Source organism: Microcoleus sp. BM001215392 (assembly GCF_036700185.1).
Taxonomy (GTDB): domain Bacteria; phylum Cyanobacteriota; class Cyanobacteriia; order Cyanobacteriales; family Microcoleaceae; genus Microcoleus.
This window is the reverse complement of the sequence record NZ_JAUBOJ010000057.1, coordinates 1-23497: the sequence shown is the minus strand read 5'-3', so window position 1 is coordinate 23497 and position 23497 is coordinate 1. Positions and strand designations below refer to the sequence as shown.

Annotated in this window: 13 protein-coding genes and 1 pseudogene; 9 read left to right on the top strand and 5 right to left on the bottom strand. The window is 47.8% G+C overall.

The window, feature by feature from the left end; genetic code table 11:
• Together QT974_RS09355 and QT974_RS09350 are read right to left on the bottom strand one after the other, a co-directional pair.
• A pseudogene (locus QT974_RS09355) lies at positions 1-556 on the bottom strand (WD40 repeat domain-containing protein); the annotation flags it as partial.
• Entirely contained in the window at positions 549-2594 is a 2046-nt protein-coding gene (locus tag QT974_RS09350; protein WP_333468229.1) for an ATP-binding protein, read from the bottom strand. The pseudogene QT974_RS09355 and the gene QT974_RS09350, both read right to left, overlap by 8 nt.
• A 457-nt stretch (positions 2595-3051) precedes the next feature.
• Between QT974_RS09350 and QT974_RS09345 the strand changes: the two genes are divergently transcribed.
• The 5 genes from QT974_RS09345 (at position 3052) to QT974_RS09325 (ending at position 11333) form a co-directional block, all read left to right on the top strand.
• On the top strand, positions 3052-3432 hold the full coding sequence (locus QT974_RS09345) for a photosystem I reaction center subunit IV (RefSeq protein WP_333468228.1): 381 nt from the start codon (positions 3052-3054) through the stop codon (positions 3430-3432).
• Positions 3433-3434: 2 nt separating this feature from the next.
• Positions 3435-4439, top strand: a complete 1005-nt coding sequence (locus QT974_RS09340; protein WP_333468227.1) for a DNA-formamidopyrimidine glycosylase — start codon at positions 3435-3437, stop codon at positions 4437-4439.
• Positions 4440-4641: 202 nt separating this feature from the next.
• Positions 4642-4857, top strand: coding sequence for an NAD(P)H-quinone oxidoreductase subunit O (locus QT974_RS09335; RefSeq protein ID WP_333468226.1), 216 nt, complete (start codon positions 4642-4644; stop codon positions 4855-4857).
• Positions 4858-4994: 137 nt separating this feature from the next.
• Positions 4995-5957, top strand: a complete 963-nt coding sequence (gene mdh, locus QT974_RS09330; protein ID WP_333468225.1) for a malate dehydrogenase — start codon at positions 4995-4997, stop codon at positions 5955-5957.
• An 816-nt stretch (positions 5958-6773) separates the two neighbouring features.
• On the top strand, positions 6774-11333 hold the full coding sequence (locus QT974_RS09325) for a PAS domain S-box protein (protein WP_333468224.1): 4560 nt from the start codon (positions 6774-6776) through the stop codon (positions 11331-11333).
• A gap of 386 nt (positions 11334-11719) precedes the next feature.
• On the opposite strand, the gene QT974_RS09320 is transcribed toward QT974_RS09325, so the two are convergent.
• On the bottom strand, positions 11720-15661 hold the full coding sequence (locus tag QT974_RS09320) for an EAL domain-containing protein (RefSeq protein ID WP_333468223.1): 3942 nt from the start codon (positions 15659-15661) through the stop codon (positions 11720-11722).
• A gap of 443 nt (positions 15662-16104) precedes the next feature.
• On the opposite strand from QT974_RS09320, the gene acnB reads away from it, so the two are divergent.
• The 4 genes from acnB (at position 16105) to QT974_RS09300 (ending at position 20534) form a co-directional block, all read left to right on the top strand.
• Entirely contained in the window at positions 16105-18720 is a 2616-nt protein-coding gene (gene acnB, locus QT974_RS09315; RefSeq protein WP_333468222.1) for a bifunctional aconitate hydratase 2/2-methylisocitrate dehydratase, read from the top strand.
• Positions 18721-18919: 199 nt separating this feature from the next.
• Positions 18920-19543 (top strand): hypothetical protein, encoded by a 624-nt coding sequence (locus QT974_RS09310; protein ID WP_333468221.1) that lies wholly within the window; start codon positions 18920-18922, stop codon positions 19541-19543.
• A 3-nt stretch (positions 19544-19546) separates the two neighbouring features.
• Positions 19547-19966 carry a nucleic acid-binding protein gene (locus tag QT974_RS09305; protein ID WP_333468220.1) on the top strand — a complete coding sequence of 140 codons (420 nt, stop codon included), beginning with the start codon at positions 19547-19549 and terminating at the stop codon, positions 19964-19966.
• Between the two features lie 187 nt (positions 19967-20153).
• Positions 20154-20534, top strand: a complete 381-nt coding sequence (locus tag QT974_RS09300; RefSeq protein WP_442933167.1) for a cupin domain-containing protein — start codon at positions 20154-20156, stop codon at positions 20532-20534.
• Between the two features lie 314 nt (positions 20535-20848).
• On the opposite strand, the gene QT974_RS09295 is transcribed toward QT974_RS09300, so the two are convergent.
• Both QT974_RS09295 and QT974_RS09290 read right to left on the bottom strand, forming a co-directional pair.
• Positions 20849-21508 (bottom strand): pentapeptide repeat-containing protein, encoded by a 660-nt coding sequence (locus QT974_RS09295; RefSeq protein WP_333468219.1) that lies wholly within the window; start codon positions 21506-21508, stop codon positions 20849-20851.
• A gap of 163 nt (positions 21509-21671) precedes the next feature.
• Positions 21672-23330 carry an ABC transporter substrate-binding protein gene (locus QT974_RS09290; protein WP_333468218.1) on the bottom strand — a complete coding sequence of 553 codons (1659 nt, stop codon included), beginning with the start codon at positions 23328-23330 and terminating at the stop codon, positions 21672-21674.
• Positions 23331-23497: the final 167 nt, after the last annotated feature.

Genomic DNA, 23497 nt, shown 5'->3' with positions numbered 1-23497 from the left:
TGTCAATGTCCCAGATTTTCAGGGTGTTATCGTCTGAACCGGAAATCGCGGTTTTGCCATCCGGTGCGATCGCCACTGCTGTTACCGAATCACTATGACCGAAAAGAGTTCGCAAACATCCTTTTTCTGGTCGTTCTAAATTACCCCTCAAAGGTCGCAGCCAAACACTATTTTTCAAATGCTTAGCCTGTTCTAACATCCCCTGAATCTCAGGCAATTCAAAATCCAGCAACCTTCCCAACAATTGCCCTGCCAATTGGGTTTTATCCTCATCTAAAACGTGCGCCGAATCGCAAATAGCCCCTTGAATCAACCGCAAAGTTTCAGTTTGCCCCTCCGACAACAAAACATCAGAAACCCTCGCCAAATCGTAATCCTCAATTAACCCTTGCACCCCGATCGCATCCAACTTCGCCTCAATAAAATCAAAATCCGTCAATAACTGATGCAGCCGTTCCCCTTGAACACTTTCCGCCAAATGCCCCGGCAGAGTTTCCAAAGCATAAAGCCGCTTTTTCGGCGACAGTTTCCCCAACCGTTCTTTAAACTTACTCATCGCCGTACAAATCCTCCCACAAATTATCAGAAATCGCCGTTTCAATATCCCGCAGCGACACCCCAGCTTTCTGCACCACATCAATACGATGCAGAAATCTTTGGAAACTCGCGTGGTAGATACTGTAATCGGGAGGACTATCACCGCTACGTCGCAGAAACTGTTCCCAATCATCGAGAACTTCCTGCACATCCAAAGCATCTTCCTCAGCAAAATCCGCCAAAATATCGCAAGAAACTGGCTTGCGAGTTTTGGTCAACAAATAAATCACCTTCAACTTGCGGCGGCGCAATTCTTTATCTTTAACCGCCATTTCCATCCGCCCCCAATGCTTCTGATAATATCCTTCCAACTCCCTCGGCAAATCTTGCAAAGTCACATCGCTGTACTTGCCGCTATCGATATCATTCAGCACGTAGCGCAGGTACATAAAATTATTCTGGCTTTTTTCTGCCACCGCCGCCACAAACTGTTCGCGCTGCAAATTTTGACGGTTAATCCAACTCTGAATTGACGCGCTGTTCCCCGTGCGTTTGTCAATATAAACCTTGACATCCGCCAAACTTTCTGCGCTGTACTGCATCAAATCAAAAACCTGATGATTATTTGGCAAATGCAGAGATTCCGGTCGCTTGGAGACAATAAAATAAACGTTATCCGGCAAAGAATCTGGCAAATACAAAACATTGCTGCCGCGCCCCTGCAAACTGAGATCCACTTCATCCAGGGCATCGACGACAATAATCAACTTTTTGCCGCCCAATTTAGCGCTGACTTCCCCCAACAATCGACTCAGAAAAATGGGATCTCTGGTCGCATTTTCCGGCAGTTGCGGATAATTTAGTTGAAAGCCTCGAATTAACTGAGTGCAGGCATTTTCCAGAAATTGTTCGGCGCGGACAATGCCTTGAGATTGCGAGTTAAAATGGACAACACAGCGCCGCTTCATCAGCAGCACTAACTTTGCCATAATTGAACTTTTCCCGACACCCGGATCGGCTTCTAAAACAAAATAGCCTTTGGGATTTTTCTGCAAGAATTCGATAATTGCTTCAAACACAAATTCGCGGCCGGTAAAGTCTTGAGTCCGATCGGCAATAATCGTTTCGCACTCGTAGGGAAGCGGCAATCGGGGCGCGGAAGTATCGACAAATCGTTCCAGTGATGTTTTAATCTGCGCCAAATCGTCCCGGATGCCAATTTCGATCGCCTCCAACTTCACCATCACTTGACAAATCTGCTGCCGAGTTGCCACGGCCTCCAATTTTTGCAGGATTTCCCCATTTTGCAGCCCCAAATCTTTCAGTTCCGTCAAAGCAATTTGGTGTAAATTCAACAGCATCTGCGCAAACTTTTCGCCTCCCTTCGCCGCATCCAGTTTCAGCACTTCGCGGTAAGCTTTCGGGAAAGTTGTATACAGTTTGTCCGCCACAAATTCCACGATTTCCGCATCGAAGGATTTGCCCTCGCTGGCCGCGAATTCCCCCAGGAAAGTTGCCCAATCTGCTGGTGTCAATCCGGTAACGCGATCGAACTCTTCGACATCCGCAGAAAAAATCTTGGTTAGCTGTTCTTCGGAAATCTGTAAACCCCTTGACAAATCGGCTGTACTCGTGTTAATATCCAGCCAGTATTGGGGAGTTTTTTCGGCTAATTCATCTAAAGCCCGTTCTGGATAAGGCAATTTTTTGGTTTCGGCGATCGCAATTAATCGATCGGACTTCGCAACCTCTCTCAAAATATAGCCGATCGCCTCACCCGCCGCCTTAATCAAATCGTGATTGTCCAGAATATTCGGATTTTTCCCCAGTTTTTCCGCCATCCGATTTCCCAAGTCATTCGCCGCCATATTCCCCGCGATACCAGCAGCAATCGTCGCTAAGATCGAAATTCCCCCAACCGTTGGATTTGCCATCGCACCCAATGCTGCTGTCACAACCGGATTGGCGATCGCGCTGGCAATCATTGGCGCAACACCCATTACCGCACTGCATCCAATTACCCTAACTTTAGTATTAGCTAAATCAACTAAGGACATAATTTAAATACTTCCCATACTTTGCCATAGTTTAGCGCGGCCAGATAATTAGTACAACGCTAATTAATATCAGCTATTCAGTCGTCTTTAGACGACTTTAGCTATGAGACAGGGGTTTTCAACCCCTGGCGGCCCCAGCAACGGGCTGACGGCCTTCGCAACCCCTGGCGGCCCCGGCAACTAGCGCCAGATATTAAAGCACCAGTCTCGCTAACCGATTTGTAAAGTTTTTTTTCAACCCGATCGCACAGCTTGTATTTAACGGATAATGTCTGTTTATTTATTTTTCCACCCCAGCGATCGCCCTCAAAACAACTTTACTTTTCTTTACAAATCAACAACCAAAACAGGTCGCCGAACACAATAATTTCGTTACAGACTTTAAATGCGTCACGCGATCGACTAAAGTAAAAAAAATGGCTTTATCAATTTATTGATCGCAAAGGAAACAAAGCTCATGGTTCAACGCGGTTCGACAGTCCGGATTCTCCGCAAAGAATCCTTCTGGTATCAAGAAGTGGGCACCGTTGCTACGGTAGACCAAAGCGGCATTAAGTACCCAGTTATCGTTCGCTTTAACACCGTCAATTACGCAGGCGTCAACACCAACAACTACGCCCAAAGCGAATTAGTAGAAGTTGCAGCCCCCAAAGCCAAAGCCAAAACCGCAACTCCAGTCGCTTCCGGCGGCAAGCAAACCACTCTCGACGAGAAAACCCGGAAAACCGGCAGCGGCGGCGCCCCCAACCAGCCGAAAACTTCGACCGACAGCAAGCCCGGTGCGGAAGCTCCTGGAACCGTCGAAGGTTCGCCCAACCAAGGAACAGAACAGCGCTAATTGTGCCAGAACTGCCAGAAGTTGAGACTATTTGCCGGGGTTTGAACCAACTTACCCTCGATCGCGAAATTTTGGGCGGAGACGTGCTGTTAAACAGCTCGATCGCCCGCTCAATCTCTGCGACCGATTTTTTGACAAAACTCAAAGGAAAGTCGATCGAACGGTGGTACAGGCGCGGCAAATACCTCCTGGCAGAACTATCACAATGCTCGGAAGGAGAAAGGGAGAGGGAGAGAGGAGGAGAGGGAGAGAGGGGGAGAGTGAGAGAATTTCAGGGCGAAAGTCCAAGGAGTTCTGAACTTCCTTCTTCCTTATTCCCTCCTGCTTCTTCCAAACATCCGTTACAAAATCCGTTGCCGAACTTCCTGCCTTCCAAAACTGGCTGGTTGGGTGTCCACCTGCGAATGACCGGACAACTCCTGTGGGTGAATGGCGATGAAGCCCTACCAAAACACACACGAGTGCGACTGTTTCTTGAGGGAAACCAAGAACTGCGATTTGTAGACCAGCGCACCTTCGGTCAAATGTGGTACGTGCCCCCAGAAACAGCAGTGGACAGCATAGTCACCGGCCTGAAACTCCTAGGCCCGGAACCGTTTTCAGACGAATTTACCACAGAATATTTGGCCCAAAAGCTGCACAGACGGGCGCGACCAATTAAAACAGCTTTGCTAGACCAGTCACTCGTAGCGGGTTTGGGCAATATTTACGCAGACGAAACTTTGTTTTTGTCGGGAGTGATGCCGATAACTCTGTGCGCCGATTTGACAAGAGAACAAATCGATCGCATTCATACAGCTATTATTCAAGTTTTACAGCAGGCGATCGCAAACGGCGGCACCACATTCAGCAATTTTCTCAACGTCCAAGGCGTCAACGGTAACTACGGCGGCGTCGCTTGGGTCTACAATCGCGCCGGTCAGCCCTGCCGCACTTGCGATCGGCCGATCGAAAAGATAAAATTAGCAGGGCGATCGACTCATTACTGCCCCGCTTGCCAAAAATAACCAGTTCGCCAACAGATTTTGTACCAGATTTAACGCATATATTAAATCTCAGCTTCCGACTCTTGTGTCTGCGGAGGCTGACTTGGCTTGTGTAGGATCGGTTTCAACCGCCGGCTCAATCAACCACCAACTCTTTTAACTGGTATTAAAGCCAAATCGGCATTAAAATTTATATACTTTTATAAACGAAACAGAGCAACTTATGGCAATCAAAAAAGGTAGCATAGTCCGCGCAATTCGCGAAAAATTAGAAAACAGTCTAGAAGCCCAAGCCAGCGACCACCGCTTTTCCTCCTATCTATTTGAAACAAAAGGCGAAGTGATTGATGTTCGCGGCGACTACGCCTTTGTCAAATTCGGCAAAGTTCCCACCCCCAACATTTGGCTGCGCGTAGACCAACTAGAAGATTTTAAGTAACTCGCAAACACAAAACATCGCTGTTTTTAGTGTAAAGTAGGGTGCGCGGTGCGCACCTTATTTAATGTAACGTAGAGCACACAAGGCGCACCCGATCGCACTTAAGCTCATTCTTAAAATCTCACATCTAAAATCTAATGACTTCCCCATCAACCCGCGTCTCAATTATCGGTGCAGGCAAAGTCGGTAGCACCTTAGCCCAACGAATTGCCGAGAAAAATTTAGCAGATGTAGTATTGCTAGATATCGTCGAAGGTTGGCCGCAAGGCGTTGCTTTGGACTTGATGCAAGCCCGGGGAGTCGAACGGCACGATCGCCAAATTATCGGTACAAATGATTATATAGATACAGCCAACTCAAAGATCGTCGTTATTGCCGCCGGAATTCCGCGCAAACCCGGTATCAATCGCGAAGATTTAATTAAAATCAATGCTCGAATTGTCACAGAAGCCGCCAAACAGGCGATCGCCCATTCCCCCGAAGCAATCTTAATCGCCATCACAAATCCCCTAGATATTATGACATATTTAGCCTGGGAAGCTGTGGATTTGCCAAAACACCGAGTTATCGGTATGGGCGGCATTCTCGACTCCGCCCGCTTTCAAACTTTTATTGCGATGGAATTGGGCGTTTCCATTGCTGAAGTCTGCGCCACAGTCATCGGTTCCCACGGCGATTTGATGGTTCCCTTACCGCGCTATTCCACGGTCAACGGCATTCCCATCGCTCAACTGATGGATGCTGGGGCGATCGATCGCATCGTACAGCGCACTCGCCACGGCGGCGCCGAAATAGTAGGATTGATGAAGAATTCTAGCGCCTATTTTGCACCCGCATCTTCCGCCTGTTTGATGGTAGAATCAATTTTACTCAATCAGTCGCGACTCTTGCCTTGCTCAGTTTATTTGCACGGCGAATACGGCGTGCAAGATATCTTTTTAGGTTCTCCCTGCCGCTTGGGATATCGGGGAGTCGAACAAGTAATTGAACTCGAACTCAGCGATACAGAAAAAGCTGCTTTAATCGCATCTGGCAAAGTGGTTGCCCAAAATATTGAGGAAGCAAAAATGATACTAAAAACTCCTGATGCCAGCAACTAATCGCTACTAAATATAAAGTACCATAAACTCACGGCGATCGCAAGACGGGGCGGCTACAATCCGGGCGATCGCTCTATCTTGAAGAGCCCGATCTCTGTATTTTTATCAACGCTCCAATATTGCTTCAATTCAAATCTAGTATATTTTAATAAATTTCACAAGTCAGAGGCATCGCATAAAAGAATTAGAGTTCGCGGACAGCGGTCTGAAAAATATTATTTTATCCAAAAATGTATTAACTATAATTTAGGACTAATCCAGCGATAATTAGCGAAAACGAGAGAAAAGGCGCTCTGCTCAATTCAAATAAATTTTAATAGAGGTACTCTCAACAGGATATTCGATCGCCAACCCCACGAAACAATCCATCGAGTTTACAATAATAAAAAAGTGACAATTGCCACCGCAGGCTAGCGAAAAAAAATGTCAAAATTAGTCAGGACTCTGGGCGCACTCCCGCGAAGAAACCAGGTTTCTGTTTTCCCGTTTCGGAGTTTCCCTTACTTAATGACCTTAATAAACCGAGTTTATGCGTATGTTTACTGAGTACAATTATCAATAAATTGATAATTGTACCCAGTAGCCAATCATCCCTCGCCCGTTGACTCAGTATATATACTGAGTCAAAATCCTATATCGACTTATGAATCTAGAAAAAATACGGAAATTCAGTGCGAATAGCTGCTAAGTGGAAGCAGCAATCAGAAAATATGTCCTTCGCCTTGGCGTGCGATTTACCAGGCTCAACTTGCAGAGCACTATGGGGATGCTATGTACCTCGATACCAAACCGCAAAATAACTAAACAAATAAAATTATGTTTCATGAATACCTGTATCAAGAAGTAACCAACCTGCGCGAGAAGCTAGCTCACCTAGAAAGAGAAATGCAGTCTCAAACTTGGTTCAAAAAGCTGCAAGCCCTGATGGGAGTGATTGGCAAAATTCGCGAATCCCTAGACTTAGAAACAATATTCAAAATCACAGCCACCGAAGTTCGGCAACTTCTAAATGCCGATCGAGTCGCCGTCTACCGCTTCATTCCCGAGTCCGACTGGAACGACGGCGAAGTCGTATCAGAAGACGTACTGCCCCAATACAGCCCATCTCTGGGCGCAAAAGTTCACGATCACTGCTTCGGCGAACAATTTGCAGCCAACTATGCCAAAGGATACGTTCAATCAGTCAGCGACATCTACAAAGCCCGGTTGAGCCCCTGTCACCTCAGAATCCTCAAGCGATTTCAAATCAGAGCAAACTTAGTTGTACCGCTACTGCAAGGGCAACATTTGTGGGGTTTGCTGTGCATTCACTCCTGCGGGCAACCCCGCGAGTGGCAGGAAGACGAAATCGAATTTGCCAGACAAGTAGGCGACCATTTAGCAGTCGCAATTTCTCAGGCCGAATTGCACTTGCAAACCCAAAGGCAATTAGCAGAAATAGCATCTACACAGCAGAAACTCCGCGACAGCGAGCAAAAATATCACCAAATTCTCGATTCGATCGCCGATATGGTTTTAGTCAAAGGCCCAGAATCGAAAATCGTCTGGGCAAATCAAGCATTCCGCGACTATTACGGCATGACTGAAGAGGAACTGCAAGGCATCGTAGATTCACCTTTCGCCGATCCCGACAATACTCTCCAGTACGTCAAAGATGACGCCTTGGTATTTGAAACCGGACAGACTCTGCAAATTGCCGAAGAACCGGCGACGCGCTACGACTCAAAAGTGCGGCTGTTCAGCACAGTCAAAACACCGATCCGCAACCAAGACGGCCAAGTTGTCATGACTGTCGGCGTTTCCCGGGACATGACGGAACGCAAAGCAGCAGAAGAAGCCGTCAAAGCCAGCGAAGCCCAATACCGCCGCCTGGTAGAAACCTCCCAAGACATGATTTGGTCGGTCAATGCCCAGGGGCAATTCACCTTCGTCAACCCCGCAGTTAAGTATATCTACGGTTACGAACCAGCAGAAATGATCGATCGGCCTTTCTCGGACTTTGTGACACCAGAACAAAGCCAGAAAGATTTAGCAGTTTTCGCCCGCTTGTTTGACGGAGAATCAGTTTTTCAGCACGAAACCACCCACATCGCCAAAGACGGCAGCATCAAACATTTGATGTTCAACGCGATCGCCCTGTACGACGACACCGGCAACATCCTCGGCACCACGGGTACAGCCACCGATATTACCGATCGCAAACGGGCAGAAGCAGCATTGCAGCGGGCTAATGCAGAACTAGAAACCAGAGTAGAAGAACGCACCGCCGAACTGCGCCAGACTTTTGCCGCCCTGGGTACCAGCGAAGCCAAGTTTCGGACCATCGCCGCCACCATCCCCGGTGCTCTGTTTCAATTTTGCAGCAGCGATGGAGTCTGGAGAGTTGACTACATGAGCGATCGCATCGCAGATATCGCTGGCATCACCGCAGCAGAAATGATGCAAGATTTCACCTCCTTCATTTCCCGCGTCCACCCCGAAGATATGGAAAGCTACATCGCTTCCATCAACGAAGCCGTAGACAATATTTCCCTGTGGCACTACGAAGGGCGGTTAGTCAAGCCTTCGGGCGAGATCCGCTGGTGGCAGGGCGACTCAATGCCCACCCGCACCGAAACCGGCGAAATCGTATTTTCCGGTGTATTGCTCGACATCACCGATCGCAAAATTGCCGAAACCGCCATCCGCGACAGCCAGCGCCAGCTCAAAGAAGCCCAGAGACTCGCCCACGTCGGCAATTGGGAACTCGACGCAGCCACCGGAACCGTCACTTGGTCGGAAGAACTCTTCCGCATCTTCGGGCTCGCACCGGCCGCCTTTGCGCCCACCGTTGCCGAACAGGTCGCTCTGATCCATCCCCAAGATTTGGAATTGTGGGGAACCTTAGTACAGCGCGGACTCCAAGCAGGTATTCCCTTCGATTTTGACTTCCGCATTTGCCGTCCCGACGGCACCGTGCGGCACCTCAACGCCCTGGGCCGCTCCGAAACCGATGCCGGCGGCAAGGTGGTAAAATTGTTCGGCACGGCGATCGACATTACCGATCGCAAAGCCGCCGAAGCAGCCCTGCGGCAAGCAGCAACCGAGCTAGAAGACAGAGTTCGCGATCGCACCGCCGAACTTTCTGAAGCAGTCACTCAGTTAGAACAAGAAATTGGCGATCGCTTCCTTGCAGAAGCGGCGCTGCAAGGAAGCGAACAAAACCTGCGAACCATCTTTAACAATGTCTACGACGCTATCTTCATTCAAGACTTAGAAGGTAACATTCTCGATGTCAACAATCGAATGTTAGAAATGTATGGAGTTAGTCGGGAACAAGCAATGAAATCATCAATTACCAAGGACTATTCCAGCGACCAAAATCCTATTCAACTAATGAGAGAACTTTGGGAAAAAGTATTATCAGGCGAAAGCACCCGTATCGAATGGAAAGCCAGGCGTCCCAATGACGGTTCAACCTTTGATGCAGAAATTGCCCTGTCAAGAATTCATCTCAACGGCAATCTCAGCGTCATTGCCAACGTGCGAGATATTAGCGATCGCAAACTTGCAGAATGCGAACTGCAACGCGCTCAACAATTTATGGAATCAGTCCTCAAAACCATACCCGTAGGAGTAGTTGCCAAGGATGCCCAAGAACTGCGATTTGTACTGTGGAATCCCGCAGCCGAAGAGTTGCTCGGTTTCAGCGCAGCAGAAGTTATAGGCAAAAATGATTACGACTTTTTCCCAACAGAACAAGCGGATTTTTTCACCGCCAAAGACCGGCAAGTGCTCAACAGCGGGCAAATTGTAGAAATTGCCGAAGAAGATATTCAAACGGGCCAAGGAGAATCGCGGATATTTCACACTAAGAAAACATCCATACTCGGTGCTGATGGCACACCGCAATATCTATTAGCTGTCACCGAAGACGTTACCGATCGCAAATTAGCAGAAATTGCCTTGAGGCGATCGTCAGCCAAACTCAAGCAGCAAGCCGATCGAGAAAAACTAATCAACAGTCTCACCGCTCAAATCCGCAATTCCCTCGACTTCGACAGCATCGTTACAGTCGCAGTTAGGGAAATTCGCGCTTTCCTGAAGATCGATCGCTGCAACTTTAGCTGGTACCGCACAGACAATGATATACCTTACTGGGAGATCATTAAAGAATCTCGCCGCGCCCAACTTCCCGATTTAAGAGGTCGCTATCCGGCTTCCGACTTCGGCCCAGTAGCAGAAAAACTCTTGCATATGGAAATATTGCAGGTGGATGATGTTGAAACCGTCGCCGATCCTGTGTGGAAACAAACCGTTCGAGCCATGGGCTACCAATCTGTATTAATTATCCCCATGCAGGCACTTTCTGGGGTAGTGAGTGCAGTTAGCTGCTGCAACAGCACTTCTGTGCGGCCCTGGAACGACAGCGAAGTTGAATTGTTGCAAGCGATCGCAGTTCAATTGGCGATCGCCCTCAACCAAGCCGATCTTTACACCCAAACTCGCAACAAAGCTCGCGAATTAGAGCAAACCTTGCAGCAATTAACCAGCGCTCAATCGCAGTTAATTCAAAGCGAAAAAATGTCATCTCTCGGTCAACTCGTCGCCGGAGTTGCCCACGAAATTAACAACCCAGTTAACTTTATATACGGCAATCTCAGTCACGCCAACGACTATACTCAAGACTTACTACACCTGATAGAACTTTACCAAAACCACTATCCCGATCCAGTCCCGGAAATTCAAGAGGAAGTAGAAGCGATTGAACTCGACTTTTTGATGGATGACTTGCCGAAACTGTTGACCTCAATGAAAGTCGGTGCAGACAGAATTCAGCTCATCGTGGCATCTCTGCGCACCTTCTCCCGCATGGACGAAGCAGAAATGAAAGCAGTCAACATTCACGAGGGCATAGATAGCACTCTGATGATTTTGCAGCACCGACTCAAAGCCAAACACAATCATCCAGAAATTGAAGTGATCAAAGAATACGCTCAATTGCCCTTAGTAGAATGTTATGCCGGACAGCTAAATCAAGTATTTATGAATATTTTGAGCAATGCTTTAGATGCTTTGGAAGAAAGAGACTCGCGGCTTTCTGCCGAGCAAATGCGCGAAAATCCCAGCTCGATCCGCATCTGGACTGAAATGTCAAAACCCGGTAGAGTCATGATTCGGATTGCTGACAACGGCCCGGGAATGACAGAGACTACCTGCAATCAACTTTTTAACCCATTTTTTACCACTAAACCTGTGGGAAAAGGTACTGGAATGGGCTTGTCAATTAGCTATCAAATTGTTACCGACAGACACAACGGCTCGCTGAAATGCACTTCTTCGCCGGGAAATGGTGCAGAATTTGCGATCGAGATTCCGCTCAAAGCTAATTGCTAATATTATGTGCGCTCAATTCCTTCCGCTTCGCTGATCCCGCAATTTGCAACGGTTATATCGTTCGCACTTGCGTCCTTCTTCCCCAAGACCCAAGTCCGAACGATATAACCGTATTGTGGCATCCTCAACGAGTAATACCAGTTCCGTCAAGCCGAGGAATCATATCGTTTCCGATTGTATCGTCAGGTGATTTAACCTTTCTAGGGCGCCAAGAGCGCAGAGAGAGATGAATACAGGGTGATGAAGAGCGGATTTGATATCATTCATCTTTCTGTTCTGTAGCTCCGCCTCAAGAGCGTCAACAGCAGTTAAATCACCTGACGATACAACCAAAATTGATATAACGCTGAGTTAAAAGTTATTTTCAAGGCAGTTTTTAGCACTATTTAACCAGATGCGATATTACCGAGATTTATCAGCATTTGTGTCATCGTTAAACTGTCCAAAGGCTTAGAAAACCAATATCCCTGAGCTAATTCGCAGTCGAGTTCCCGAAGCTGGGCTAATTGTTCGGCTGTCTCAACACCTTCGGCGATCGCATTTAATCCCAAATTGTGAGCCAAAGTTACGATCGCCCGCACAATCTGCAAAGGCTGACCCCCGCTGTCGCCGTTTTCGATCGCCCCCAAGCGGCTCACAAAAGATCGATCGATCTTCAGAGTATCTAGGGGAAAGCGGTGCAAGTAACTCAGAGACGAATACCCAGTACCGAAATCGTCGATCGACAAGCGAATATTTCTGCCTTTTAATTCGGCGAGTACAATGTTAGCTTTAGTAACATTTTCGACAATCGCGCTTTCAGTAATCTCTAATTTTAAACAGCTCGGATCGCAGCCTGTTTCTGCCAAAATTTTATCAATATGTTCGATTAAATTCGCCATCCCTAACTGTTTGGGAGAAAAATTTACACTCATTGTTAATTCCGCAGGATCGATAATTGGGAGCTGGTAATTTGGAATTGGGAATCGGGAATTAGTAATTGGTGATTGGTAATTTGGAATTGGTAATTTTTTTCCTCTTTCTTCTTCCCTCGGACTTCTTCCCTTTTCCTCCTTCCCTGTATCAGTAAAATCCGTTACATCCATTACATCCGCTACAAAAGAAGCGGACGTACTTCCTTGAACATCCCTTAACATTTCTTGCCAAAGACGCAATTGCCTGCAAGCTTCCCGCAGCACCCATGCTCCCAAAGGTACGATCAAGCCTGTTTCCTCGGCTACAGGAATAAAAGTAGACGGCGCTACTAGACCCCGAACCGGGTGGTGCCACCGCACCAAAGCTTCAAAACCCTCGATCGCACCGCTGGCGATCGAGACAATTGGTTGGTAATGTACAATAAAGTCCGAACATTCATCCTTACTCCCACCTAATTCTTCCTTACCAAAAATAGCTAACCGCAGGTCAGTTTCTAACTGCAACAGCGAGATAGTTTGGTCGTGCATCGCCAAATTAAACACCTCGTAGCGGGCTTTTCCTAAAGCTTTAGCCCGGTACATAGCAATATCAGCATCGCGCAAAAATTCTTCGGGGTGAGCGTATGGATGTGATTCGCCTCCGGCGTCGGCTGCTGCGACGGAGCCCCGACTGAAAACAATCCCAATGCTAGCGGTGGTAAATACTTCGTGTCCTTCGATATTAAACGGTCGTGTCAGTTCTGTTTGTATCCTGTTAGCTGCTAGGGTGGTGTCGCAGACGCTCTGAATGTTGTCTAGCAGGATGGTGAATTCGTCTCCCCCAAGACGGGCGACGGTATCAGAAGCTCGCACGCAGGTTTGCAGGCGGTGCGCCAAAGCGATGAGCAGTTTGTCTCCGAGAATGTGCCCTAAAGAATCATTAACTACTTTGAAGCGGTCTAAATCTAAAAACAGCAAACCAAATTTATAATCGGGGGAATGTTTGGAGCGGCGGATGGCTTGTCCGAGCCTATCGATAAACAAAACCCGGTTCGGTAAACCAGTCAGGGCGTCGTGAAAAGCACCGTGGAGCAGTTGCCTTTCTACTCGCTTGCGCTCGGTGACATCTCTGATAATAATCTGGACGGCGGCCGAGCCTTGATAAGTCGCGGGGATGCCGGCAACTTCAACGTCGATTATTTGTCCGTCGAGCCGCATTAGTTTTTCTTCCGCCAGCTCTATAGGCTTATTTTCTTCCTCGACTTGCCTCATTCGTTCTCTGGCTGTTTCCACATAGTTGGGATGCACGAATTTTAATACCGGAAAGCCGATTAGCGCGGATGGAGAACTGGCGCCCAAGAGTTTAGCGCCTGCTGCATTGATGTAGGCTATTTTCCCTTGAATGTGAACCGCGATCGCTTCGGGAGACAGTTCTACTAAACGGCGATAGCGTTCTTCACTTTCTTGAAGAGATAGTATTAAATCGCAGCGCTCTTTTTCGGCTTGCTGCCGTTCGACTTCCATTTGGTAAACTGCCAGAAATTTGCCGATGCTTTGAGCCATCAATTCTATAATTTCTATTTCATGGTTTTCTATTTTTTTGCGCCGGATTTCTGGAGAACTAAAACTTAACGTACCGTAAGCTTTATTATTGACAAATATCGGAGTGCCGATGTAAGATTCTAACTTGCATTTTTGATAGACTGCACGTTGGCGGATTTCTGAGTTGGTTCCCACATCATAAAATAGCTGCGTTTTTTGATGTTTCATCACGTCGGCGCAGTAAGTTTCGCCCAAATCCAATTTTAAACCGCGCTCGAAATATCCTAAACTTGTTGTTTTTACTGCCCGCACAATAAAAGTTTCGCTCTCAACTTGTGCCATGATGCCAAGAGAAAGTCCAAACATCAAACAGCCTGCTGTTAAATAATCGTCAACCAGTTCTTCAAAGTTTTGATAATGATAAGTTGTAATCCGGTGCAAGTGTTTGAGATTGGCGCTGAAAGTTGCTAAGGCTTGAGACTGAAAAAATAATTCTTCTTCCGATCGCTGGCGGTCGGTGATGTCTGTTTGCACTGCAATAAAGTGGGTTAAGTGGCGCCGCAAGTTGTACACCGGAGCGATCGACAGTTCCTGCCAAAAAGGCGTGCCGTCTTTCCGAAAATTGCGTAAAATAACTTGAGATTCTTTCCCTTGTGCCATCGCCGTGCGCAATTGTCTGGCAGCGGCTGTGTCGCTGTCGCTACCGTGGAACAATCGGCAATTTTTTCCGATTAACTCGTCTCTGCGATAACCGGTAATCCGCTCAAAACTGGGATTGACATAAATAATCGGATGATCCAGAATCGCCGCATCGGCGATCGCAATGCCGTTGCTACAACTTTCGATCGCCCGTTCCATCATTTGCAGCCGCTCTTGCGATCGAATCCGCTCGATCGCCGCGGCTAATACGTTGGCGATCGCTTCTACAAAATAAACGTCATCTTGACTGAATACCCGCCGCCTGTTGGTGTGAACCCCCAAAACCCCCCACACCGGCGCAGAGCAACTATTCGTTGCTTCTGCGTGTCCCCAGTTTCTTTTGCCCAGTCCCCGATTGCCCGGAACGATGACTGTCACGCCGCTGACAGCCCGGTGGTTGTGCAGCAGGGGCGACTCGCTAAAGCGCGTTTCGAGTCGCAAGTCTTCAACAATCGTCGGTTGACCCATGAGCAACGTGTAACCTGCTTGCGATCGACTAGAAGCCGTAACAGTAGCGCTACCCACAAGCCCGGCCTGCCAGCCCGCACCCGATCGCAACAGAAAAGCATGACCTGAGGGCAACAGTTCTAACAACTGGCAATAATCAACGTCCAGCGTTTGAGCAATCAATACCGCTGCTTTGTCCATCAATGCCAACAAATCTGTTTCTACCAGAGCCTGCTGTCCCAAGTAAGCCACGGCCGCTTGCTGGCGGGCCCGCAAGTGGATTGACGCCAGTAATTCCTGCTCCTTGGTGGCGGCAAGCTTGCGCTCGGTAATGTCGCAAAACACCGATAGCACGGTTTTTTGCGACAGCAATGTCAAATGCCGCATCGATACAGTTGCCCAAAACAGCGTCCCGTCAGCTTTTTTGAGGCGGACTTCTGTCTCGCGGACGTGTCCGTTGCGGGCGAGATCCAGCAGCAGTTCCTGGCGCTCTGCGGGGTTGTTGTAGAGAATGGAGGCTTTTTCGCCATCGAGCGACTCCCGTGCCCTGAGCCCGAAAGCCTGACGGCATAAATCGTTGCTATAAAGAATTGTGCCGTCAGGCAGAGTGCTGACGATCATCGGCATCGGCATCGAATTGGCGATCGTCAGCAGTAATTCTTTGGTTCCTGGCAACTCTTTGTACAAGTCGGGCTCTTGGGCACAGCCCTGACAGTCTTCACCGTTTTCAGGGGTCAAACTTTCCATTTTTGAATTGATCCATTGAGCGGATAACTTTTTTTAACTGAGGGTAACGGACGATTTTCAGATGCAGAGGACGCTCGACAGTACCCCACTACATTAATCTTAACCAGATCAATGTAACTCTACGTCCTCTGCAACAGCTCGACCAGAGTTTGGGTTGCACTCCCAGCGGCGATCGCATCTATCTTTGGTAGGAAAATGTACTGTTCCTGAAGTTGCGTTAAATTTTCATGTATGGCTCAATAGCGGTTCAGATAATATAAGACGTAGGGTTGAAACCACGTCTATACAAACGATGTCTGCCTCGGGGACACCAGAGGATAATGTAATTCAATCCACCCACGGTCTTCAACCCGCAGGCGAGTGGGTTTTGTTGGTATAGGAGCGGTTTCAACCGCCCGGCCATCTGCAAATAACTACCCAAAACTATCCGAGGAGAGAGGAAAATGCTTGAATCTTACCGCCAACAGGCTGCCGAAAGAGCCGCATTGGGAATTCCACCGCTGCCGCTAGACGCCCAACAAACGTCGGAACTCTGCGAATTGCTGAAAAATCCGCCACCGGGGGAAGAATCCGCGTTAATCGAATTATTGCGCGATCGCGTGCCGCCCGGTGTGGACAGCGCCGCCTATGTCAAAGCTGGTTTTCTGACAGGTATTGCTAAAGGCGAAATCCACAGCCCGCTAATTGCTCCCAAATGGGCAGTTTACCTGCTGGGGACAATGATGGGCGGTTACAACGTCCAATCTTTAATCGATTTGCTCAATCCCACAGCCGAAATCGCCATTCCCGCCACCGCAGCCCGCGCCTTGAGCAAAACGCTGTTAGTATTCGATGCCTTCCACGACATTCTCGCCCTGTCGGATACCAATCCCTACGCGAAGCAGGTAGTCGATTCCTGGGCTGATGCCGAGTGGTTTACCGGGCGCCCCGAACTAGCCGAAGCCATTACTGTTACCGTCTTCAAAGTGCCAGGAGAAACTAATACCGATGACTTGTCTCCCGCACCTCAGGCTACCACGCGACCGGACATTCCCCTGCACGCTTTGGCGATGCTCGAAAGCAAGATGCCCGGGGCCTTAGAAACGATCGCCCAATTAAAAGAAAAAGGTCATCCCGTCGCCTACGTTGGCGATGTTGTCGGCACCGGTTCCTCGCGGAAATCGGCGATTAACTCTGTGTTGTGGCACATTGGTAACGATATTCCGTTTGTACCAAACAAGCGCAACGGCGGATATATTCTCGGAAGTGCGATCGCCCCGATTTTCTTCAATACCGCTGAAGATTCCGGCGCATTGCCGATCGAATGCGATGTCGCCAAAATGGAAACCGGCATGGTAATCACCATCCATCCCTACAAAGGCTCCATCACCAACTCCGACGGAGAAATCATCTCCACCTTCACCCTCAAACCCGACACAATTCTCGACGAAGTTCGCGCCGGCGGTCGAATTCCCCTATTAATCGGACGCACCTTAACCGACAAAGTTCGCGAAGCTTTAGGACTAGAAATCAGCCCAATTTTCACCCGTCCAACCATTCCCGCCGATACCGGAAAAGGTTTCACTTTAGCTCAAAAAATGGTAGGGAAAGCTTGCGGTTTGTCCGGCGTTCGTCCCGGTACATCTTGCGAACCAATCATGACCACAGTCGGTTCCCAAGATACCACCGGGCCGATGACGCGAGACGAGTTAAAAGAACTGGCTTGTTTGGGATTTAGCGCCGATTTGGTAATTCAAAGTTTCTGTCACACCGCCGCCTATCCGAAACCAGTAGATGTCAAAACTCACCACGAATTGCCAGATTTCATGTCACAGCGCGCGGGCATAGCTTTGCGTCCCGGAGACGGCATTATTCACTCTTGGCTGAACCGGATGTTATTGCCCGATACAGTAGGAACTGGTGGCGATTCTCACACTCGTTTTCCTTTGGGAATTTCCTTTCCGGCTGGTTCGGGATTAGTAGCTTTTGCTGCTGCTTTGGGCGTGATGCCTTTGGATATGCCGGAATCGGTTCTAGTCCGGTTCAAAGGTGAATTGCAACCGGGAGTAACGCTGCGAGATGTTGTGAATGCAATTCCCTACGTAGCAATTCAAAAAGGTTTGCTGACAGTCTCCAAACAGAATAAGAAAAATGTCTTTTCTGGGCGGATTATGGAGATTGAAGGTTTGCCAGATTTGAAGGTTGAGCAGGCTTTTGAATTGACCGATGCCTCGGCCGAGCGTTCTTGCGCCGGATGCACGATTAAATTGAGTTCTGAGACGGTCTCTGAGTACATTCGTTCTAATGTCGCACTGCTGAAAAACATGGTGGCGCGGGGCTATGAAGATGCGCGGACGATGATGCGCCGGGTGGCGAAGATGGAGGAATGGCTGGCTAATCCGGTGTTGCTGGAGGCGGATGCTGATGCGGAGTATGTGGAAATCATCGAAATCGATCTCAATGAGATTACTGAACCGATTGTGGCTGCGCCGAATGACCCGGATAATGTCAAGCTGTTGAGTGAGGTTGCGGGCGATCGGGTAGACGAAGTATTTGTCGGTTCCTGCATGACAAATATCGGTCACTACCGCGCCACTGCGAAGGTATTGGAAGGTGCAGGAGAAGTGAAAGCTCGCCTGTGGATTTGTCCGCCCACTCGCATGGACGAACAGCAACTGAAAGAAGAAGGTTATTATAGCATTTTTGGAGCCGCTGGAGCGCGCACAGAAATGCCGGGATGCAGTCTTTGTATGGGCAATCAAGCGCGGGTTAAAGATGCCACAACGGTGTTTTCAACTTCGACTCGCAATTTCAACAACCGCATGGGTAAAGACGCGCAAGTTTATCTCGGTTCTGCGGAATTAGCCGCAGTTTGTTCGCTGTTGGGTCGAATTCCCACAGTCGAAGAATACCACGAGATTGTGGCGAAGAAAATTAATCCTTTTGCTAGCGATCTGTATCGATATTTGAATTTCGATCAGATTGCGGGTTTTGAGGATGAAGGGCGAGTGATTGCTTTGGAAGATATGCCTCGAATTGAGGATATTTTGGGAATTCCAGATGGTGTGTTGAGCAAGTAAAATCATCGCAGCTTACTCAGGGTGCATCTGGGTTTTGCAAATATGTGTGTAGGGGCGAAGCATGACCGCAGTCAATATGATCTTATAACTAATAACTTATATGCGGTCATGCTTCGCCCTCTTGAAAAATGAGATGCACCCGCTGACTGAGATGGTTATTTTGAACCGCAGATAAACGCAGGTGTACGCAGATGAATTAATGTTATCTGCGTACATCTGTTTTCATCCGCTGACATCTGCGGTTCAAGAAAATCCCATTGTTTACAATATAAGTAGAGGCGAGTTCGATCGCCAATCTCTAATTCCGCTCCAGGATATCGACCTGCCAATTCCTATAAATCCGATTGAGGAGAAAAAAAGTATGTCTGAACAAGCTTTAATCAGTGAAAGTCCAGCGACAGCAACTTCAGCGCCGGAAACTCGCATTGGCAATGAAATGGTAGAGTTTCTCAGTGTAATTCAGCAAACTCCGAGAAAATATTGGCCGAATTTGCTGAAAATGATGCGGTTATTTCTGGAAACTGTGACGGTTAAGCCCGGATTGTCGGAACCCGCCCAGACACCTGAAAACGTAGATTTTACTAAACTGTCAAAGGAGGAAAGGATCAAAAGAAACCAACCTGCGATCGAATTATTGCGATCGTGGCGAGAGGAAGGAGATGATGATGAACAACCAGAAACTATCGATCCTGTACAGCAGCAGCAGCACGAAGCTCTGAGCAAGCTGTTACAGTCTTGGGTAGATGATGGAGATGAACAGGAACAAACAGAAACCGCTGAAGTGCTTCGCAAAGCACTAGAAGAAAACCCGGTGCATATATAGTCCATGAGCAAAATAGTATTGTTAGATTCTGGGCCTTTAGGAATTGTTACAAATCCCAAAGCCGCCTCTCCTTTATATCAAGAGGGTAAGCTCTGGCTGCAATCTTTGCCACTTAAAGGTTATATTGTAATGCTCCCTGAAATTGCAGACTATGAGGTGAGGCGCGAATTAATTCGTGCAGGTAAGGCGGCAGGTATTCAACGACTCGATCGACTTAAATCGCAAATTCCCTACCGTCCTTTGACTACGGAGGTAATGCTTCTAGCGGCTCAGTTGTGGGCGGATGCACGAAAGAGAGGAAAGCCAACGGCAGAGCCCAATGCACTTGACGGGGATGTGATTCTGGCTGCTCAAGCAATATTGGAAGTAAATACAGGGAATGAAGTGGTGATTGCGACCACAAATGTGGGACATTTGGATTAGTTTGTGGATGCTCGCGAATGGCGATCGATCTCTTAAACCTGGATTCTGCGATAAAAACTCAGGAATGAGCCGTTAGCGAAACTTGCAGCAGCCGATCGCACGCGACGCACCTACCTCGACTTACCCAGTCCCTGATATACTTTCTACTACAGATATTTTTACAGATACCGCTAGCGAGATAAACAGGATGGTGGAAACAGTGGACACAATCGAAAAAACTGACGATCGCACGCAAACCCGGTTTTGGGGTAAAGTTACAGTCATAGACGCGGGCGATCGTTACAAGATCAATCGCATCGAAGTCAAACCGGGGCACCACATCCGCACCCAAATGCACTATCACCGCAGCGAGCACTGGGTTGTCGTCTCCGGTACAGCTAAAGTTATCTGCGATGACAAAGAGATCATTCTCATGCAGAAACAGTCAACCTACGTTCCCATGAATACCGCTCACCGCGTCGAAAACCCCGGCGTGATTCCCCTGGTGATGATTGAAATCCAAAATGGCGAATACCTGGGTGATGATGACATTATCCGTTTCGCGCAAGATGCCGCTGACGAAGATTGATCTCAAATCAAGTTAAATAACTCCCAGGTTTGATCGTTCGGACTTCAGTCCTCTCTCATCTCAGGCTTAACGTAAAATTAAAATTACCAGAAAGAATTAGTTTAAAGCCCGCCCGCCCGATCGGGATCAATTAAAATCAGGCTCTTCGTTAGTCCAATCCTCTTCCTTCTTTTGTCACAGCTCAACCCTCAAGCGGTCAACTGTCAACTGAATGAAGGCAATTAAAATTATAGGGGCAATTTCGGAAATTGCCCCTACATTATTATATTAAGGTTGTTAAACACGAGAGTTGGATATAGCAATTGGCGATCGTCCTACGGCAAAGCAGCGTTTTTCAAATCTACGTTTGCCATATTAGCATCCTTTAGATTAGCACCAGTCAAGTCCGAACCGTTCAAATTTGCACCAGTCAAATTTGCACCAGTCAAATTTGCATCCCGCAAGTTAACCCCCTGCAGGTCTATCCCCGACAAGCTGCCGCCCCGGAGGCTGACATTAGCCAGATTCGATACAGACTGGCGAGCATTTCTCAGGTTCGCACCTGCCAAATTAGCACTTTCTAAATTAGCGCCCACTAAATTAGCGCTGGTGAGGTTCGTATTTTTTAAACTAGCAATTACTAAACCCGCCAGACTCAGGTTAGCGCGGGTAAAATCAGCACTCTCCAAATTGGCTCCGTGCATTTTAGCCGCAATTAGACTCGCACCCGGCAATTTAGCTTGTTTGAGATTTGCTTGTTTCAGATTGGCTTCGTTCAAATTCGCACCGCTCAAATTCGCACCGCTGAGATTTGCACCGCTCAAATTCGCGCCGCTGAGATTAATACCAGAAAGCTGCGCTCCTGTCAAGTCACAGCCGCTACAATTCTTAGTTTCTAATAGCTGCTTGACGTGTGATACGTTTTCTGCTTTGACTCCAGAAGCAAAACCGATCGCAATTAGCAGCCCTGTTGTTGTTAAAATTCCAAATTTCATATACTCACCCTCAGCGATATCTCTCTCTACTAATAATATCCAACATTTTTGGAGAGAGTGGGGTGATCGGTCTCTTCGATAAACTGTGACAATCATCACCCTATTGTGCACAAAAGATGATAGAATGATGGACGTTTAAACTCTTAACAGTTCTTGTAAACAATTATTGCTTTTTCAGGAACCAAAAGGGAAAAGATTGCGTCGGTTCTAAACGGACACCCGTGATGTTATTCTGAGCAAAAGTATAGTCCTTATCCTGCCAAAGAGGGATGAAAGGTACGTCTCTACCCAGTATGTCTTGAATTTCGGCAAACAAAGCTTTGCGGGTTTGAGGGTTTGGTTCTTGGCGCTGCTTGGCGATTAGTTGATTTACCCGATCGCTATAATAAAACGAACCCTGCCCCTGACTGGCACCCTTCTCGCACCCGCGGGCCGCCGAACCCGTCGCACAATCTAAAAACGGCTGAATGTAATTGTCAGCGTCGAAAAAGTCAGCGTACCAATCCACTAACACCGCAGGATAAATCCCCTTCTCTATATTTTGAAACAAAGTCGGAGATTCAACGCTGTTAACTTCCACCTGCATTATCCCGTCCATTTTGAGTTGGGCTAAAGCTTTAATCGTACTCGCCACTAAAGCTCGTTTTGTGGAACCAGTAGGATGCCAAATTTGAAAAATAAACGGATTGGCGGCCGAATATCCCGCTTTTGTTAACAATTCCTTGGCTTTTGTCATGTTGGCGTCGCCGTACAATTCTTTAAATACTGGCTTGTTAACGTCGAAGGTTGTGGGAATCAGGCTGTACAAAGGCTGGCCTTGTCCTCGGAGGACGCGATCGTTAATTAAGGGCCGATCCATCGCCGCAGCGATCGCCTGTCTGACTTCTAACTTATCCAGCGGTTTAGAATTGAGATTCAGCGTCATATAACTAACTGTACTGCTCTCCCCCGCTATTTCCTGCCATTTCCCTTTTTTTGCTCCCTCGTCCAAGCTGCGAACTTGATCCGCATCCAGGGATAAATAAGCTACATCGATCGCACCAGTCCTAAAAGTATTAAACAAATTTGAAGAACTCGAAAGCAGCAAAATGTCAATACCTTTATTGACGGGTTTTTCTCCCCAATACTTATCAAAGGCGTCAAACTTTAGAGAATCGCTACCGTACTTTGCTAACTTGTAGCGTCCAGTTCCCACAAAAGTATCGGGTTTAAATTTACCGTCCCCAATCTCGTAAGCTTTCGGAGAAACTGCACAAATACCGCCAAATGTCAGCATGGAAGGAAAAGCAGCAAAAGGCTTTTTGAGTTGAAAAGTTAATTCGTATTCGCCCGTCGCTTTCACCGATTCTACTGCATCGGCCAACAAGAAAGCCGGACGGCCGCCATTTTTGATAAATCGCTGCAAGGAAAATTCCATCGCTGCGGCGTTAAAGGGTGTGTCGTCGTGAAAAATAACCCCTTGACGCAAGGGAATTGTATATGTCAATCCGTCTTTGCTCACTTTTGGCATTGCTGTCGCCAAGTGGGGGATTAACTTTGTGGTTCCCGACTCGTAGCTGTAGAGAGTATCGCCCAAATTTTGCAGCACTTGCGCTGATAAAGTTTCGTAAGCGTCGGCGGGGTCGATCGTCCGCAATTTCAAGGTTGTGCCAATTGTAACGCGATCGTTGTTGGGCGAATTGGGCGAATTGGGCGAATTGGGCGATCGACTGGCCCCCTGTCCGCAGCTTGCAGTTAACAAGCAGCACAGGCAGAACAGAGCTATAACTTTAATTACTGAAGGTTTTATAGATATTCTCGGCTGCTGCTTGTTGATTTCCATCGTCTTTTATTGACACTCCAAATGAGTAATTATATTATCAGAACTTACGCACGTTTAAATGAGAAACCCGGTTTCTTGGTAAATGCTATGTCGCGAAACCTCTAAAACTGAATGTCAACTGTCAACTGTCAACTGTCAACTGTCAACTGTCAACTGTCAACTGTCAA